The 3,213-nt window shown below is 72.3% G+C and carries 4 protein-coding genes and 1 pseudogene; 1 reads left to right on the top strand and 4 read right to left on the bottom strand.

Annotation, left to right across the window (positions count from 1 at the left end):
- A partial coding sequence (locus Q0L15_RS17385; RefSeq protein ID WP_296605710.1) for an NAD(P)/FAD-dependent oxidoreductase occupies positions 1-782 on the bottom strand: 782 nt, incomplete at its 3' end.
- Positions 783-861: 79 nt separating this feature from the next.
- A pseudogene (locus Q0L15_RS17380) lies at positions 862-1,038 on the bottom strand (NAD(P)-binding protein); the annotation flags it as partial.
- Between the two features lie 50 nt (positions 1,039-1,088).
- Here Q0L15_RS17380 and Q0L15_RS17375 point away from each other — a divergent pair.
- Entirely contained in the window at positions 1,089-1,721 is a 633-nt protein-coding gene (locus Q0L15_RS17375; protein WP_296605709.1) for a TetR/AcrR family transcriptional regulator, read from the top strand.
- Here the strand turns inward: Q0L15_RS17375 and Q0L15_RS17370 are convergent.
- Both Q0L15_RS17370 and Q0L15_RS17365 read right to left on the bottom strand, forming a co-directional pair.
- Positions 1,707-3,104 carry a HAMP domain-containing sensor histidine kinase gene (locus tag Q0L15_RS17370; protein ID WP_296605708.1) on the bottom strand — a complete coding sequence of 466 codons (1,398 nt, stop codon included), beginning with the start codon at positions 3,102-3,104 and terminating at the stop codon, positions 1,707-1,709. The genes Q0L15_RS17375 and Q0L15_RS17370 overlap by 15 nt on opposite strands.
- On the bottom strand, positions 3,101-3,213 hold a 113-nt coding region (locus Q0L15_RS17365; protein WP_296605712.1), incomplete at its 5' end, for a winged helix-turn-helix domain-containing protein. The genes Q0L15_RS17365 and Q0L15_RS17370, both read right to left, overlap by 4 nt.

Genomic DNA, 3,213 nt, shown 5'->3' with positions numbered 1-3,213 from the left:
TCGGTGCCGTCGGCCGTGACGACGGCGTTGCCGGTCACCTGGGCGATGCGATCGGTGACCAGGTCGACGTTGTCGGCCGCGAGCGCGGGGTAGTAGGTGTTGGAGATCAGGATCCGCTTGCAGCCGATCTCGTAGTGCGGCGTGACCTTGGCACGCAGCTCGGGATCCTCGATGCCGCGGGCGATGTTCGCGAGCGCGGCCTTCTTGGCCGGCAGCGCGATCTTGGGCTGCACGGTGAACGCCGGGACGTAGGTCTCGCGTGCCCAGTAGACGCCCGTGCGGTAGAGCCGCTGCAGTCCCGAGATGTGCCGCAGCGCGGCGCGCTCCCAGGCCGGGTAGCGGCGGTCGTTGCGTGGGATCACCCAGGGAGCGGTGCGCTGGTAGACGTCGAGGTGGCCGCCCGTGGACTGCAGGGTCCTCTGGAGCTCGGGGACGATCTGGATCGCCGAGGCGCCGGTGCCGATCACCGCGACCCGCTTGCCGCTCAGGTCGACGTCGTGGTCCCACCGCGCCGAGTGGAAGAGCTCGCCCTCGAAGTCCTCGATCCCGTCGATCTCGGGCAGCTTGGGCTCCGACAGGCCGCCGGCACCGACGACCAGGGTCGTGGAGACGATCGTCCGCTCGCCGTCCGGCCCGACCACGCGGCTGCGCCAACGCTGGTCGGTCTCGTCCCAGCGCGCGTCCTCGAGGCGGGTCTCGAAGGCAAACCGGTCGAGGGTGCCCGACTCGCGCGCGACGCGGCGCAGGTAGGCCCAGATCTCCGGCTGCGGCGAGTAGGACATCGACCAGTCGGGGTGGGGGGGCGAACGAGAACGAGTAGAGCTGGCTGGGGACGTCGCAGGCCGCTCCCGGGTAGGTGTTGTCGCGCCACGTGCCGCCGACGTCGCTGCCCTTCTCCACGACGAGGAAGTCGCGCTCGCCGTCCTGTTGCAGGCGGATGGCCGCACACAGGCCGGCGAAGCCGGCGCCTACGATCAGGTGGTCGACGTGGGTCTCGGCCCGCCGTGCGGCGGGGATGGGCGTGCCGGTCGCGCTCATGGCGCCGACCGTACTTCCGTTATTGAAAATGCGTCAATAGAGTGAGGACCGTGACGACGAGCACCCCGGGGGGGACCACCAGCACCCAGCGGACCCGGCTGACGCCCGAGCAGCGGCGCTCCCAGCTGCTCGACCTCGGCGTCCGGCTGCTCGCGACGCGCTCGCTCGACGAGCTCTCGATCGACCTGCTGGCCGAGGAGGCCGGCATCTCCCGCGGCCTGCTCTACCACTACTTCGGCAACAAGCACGACTTCCACGAGGCCGTGGTCCGGCGGGCCGCCGACGACCTGATCGCGCAGACGGCGCCTCCGGTCGACGGGGAGCCGATGGTGCGGCTGACGACGTCGCTGACGGCGTACGTCGACTACGTCTCGGCCAACTACGAGGGCTACCTCTCGCTGGTCAAGGCCGCGGCGGGCGGCAACGAGACACTGCGCGAGATCTACGAGGAGGCCCGCGAGGCGCTCAACGGGCGGGTGTTCCGCCCCGACGCCCAGAGCGAGATCGTGCCCGACACCCCGGCGACCCGGCTCGTGGTCCGCGGCTGGTCGGCGATGACCGAGGAGCTCGTGCTGTCCTGGATCGCCGACCCCTCCGGCCTCACCCGCGACGAGCTGCTCGAGGTCCTCGCCTCCTCGCTGCTGGCGATCATGGCGACCGTCCCGGGACTACCGGAGAGCTGACGGCAGGCGCACCTCGACGGTGGTGTCGCCCGGCACGGAGGAGAGCGTGACCGTGCCGCCGTGCGCGGCCACGATCGCGCGCACGAGGGACAGGCCGAGGCCCACGCCGACCTCGCCGGTGCGGGTGCGGGCGGCGTCCCCACGGGCGAACCGCTCGAAGGCGTGCTCGACCAGGTCCGGCGGGAACCCCGGCCCGTCGTCGTGCACGGCGAACCCGTCGCGTCGCGCCGTCACGGTCACCGTCGTGCCCGGTGGGGTGTAGCGCCGGGCGTTGCTGAGCAGGTTGGTGACCACCTGGTGCAGGCGCAGCTCGTCGCCGGGCACCTCGTACGCCGACTCGACGGCATCGTCGGGAACGTCCAGGCGCCAGTGGTGCTCGGGCGCCAGGACCCGGGCGTCCGACACCGCCTCGAGCAGCAACCGGGTCAGGTCGACCGGCGCGGACTCCAGGGGCCGGCCGGCGTCGAGCCGGGCGAGCAGCAGGAGGTCCTCGACCAGCGCGGTCATCCGCGCCGACTCCTCCTCGACCTTGTCCAGCGCGGCCCGCGCGCCGACGGTGTCCTCGGGGCGGCGCCGCGCGAGCTCGGTGTAGCCCGCGATCGTCGCGAGCGGTGAGCGGAGCTCGTGGGACGCGTCGGCGACGAACTGCCGCACCTGCTGCTCACTGCGGTGCCGCGCCTCGAGCGAGGTCTCGACGTGAGCCAGCAGCGTGTTGAGCGCGGCGCCGACCTGGCCGACCTCGGTGCGCGCGTCGGTGAGGTGGTCGGGCACCCGCTCGCTGATGTCGACGTCGCCGCTCTCCAGCGGCAGCGTCGCCACGGTGTGCGCGGTCGCCGCGACCTCGCGGAGCGGCCGCAGCTGCCGGCGTACGACGACCAGCGCGGCCCCGGCCGCGGCGGTGACCGCCAGCAGCGCGAGCAGGACCTCCCACCAGACGAGCGTGTCGAGGGCATGGTCGACGTCGGCGGTCGGCAGCCCGACGATGCCGGTGCCGTTGGCTCCCTGAATGCCGAGGACCCGGTAGCTCCCCAGTCCGGCGACGTCCACCGTGTGTGGTCGATCGTCGATCGGCACCTCCCTCAGGTCGGCGATCGCGGCCGCGTCCAGTGGGACGGGCCTGAAGCGGCGGTCCTCGTTGGGCTCGACGACCTTCGCGCTCGACTCGCCGCTGTCGAGGAACTGCGCCGTCACTGCGCCCGGGGCGAGGCCGGGCCCGCCACCGAGCGCCGGGACGGTCTCGCGGACGTCGTGGTCGAGCTGCTCGGTGAGGTAGCTGCGCATCGCCAGCCACGTCGCAGCGCCGACGAGCACCGACACCAGGAGGACCAGGGCGACGGTCGTGAGCACGAGCCTCGAGGTCAGGGAGGCGAGACGACGCCTCATGTCGCCGGCTTCAGCACGTAGCCCGCGCCGCGCATCGTGTGGATCATCGGCTCGTGGCCGGCGTCGATCTTCTTGCGCAGGTAGGAGATGTAGAGCTCGACGACGTTGG

It is taken from the genome of Nocardioides sp. (assembly GCF_024509035.1).
Taxonomy (GTDB): domain Bacteria; phylum Actinomycetota; class Actinomycetes; order Propionibacteriales; family Nocardioidaceae; genus Nocardioides.
Note: the sequence above shows the minus strand (reverse complement) of the source record. Positions and strands in the feature narration are given on the sequence as shown.

Coding starts and splice junctions, on each gene's coding strand:
- Q0L15_RS17370 (WP_296605708.1), bottom strand. CDS start 3,104: ATGAGGCGTCGTCTCGCCTCCCTGACCTCGAGGCTCGTGCTCACGACC.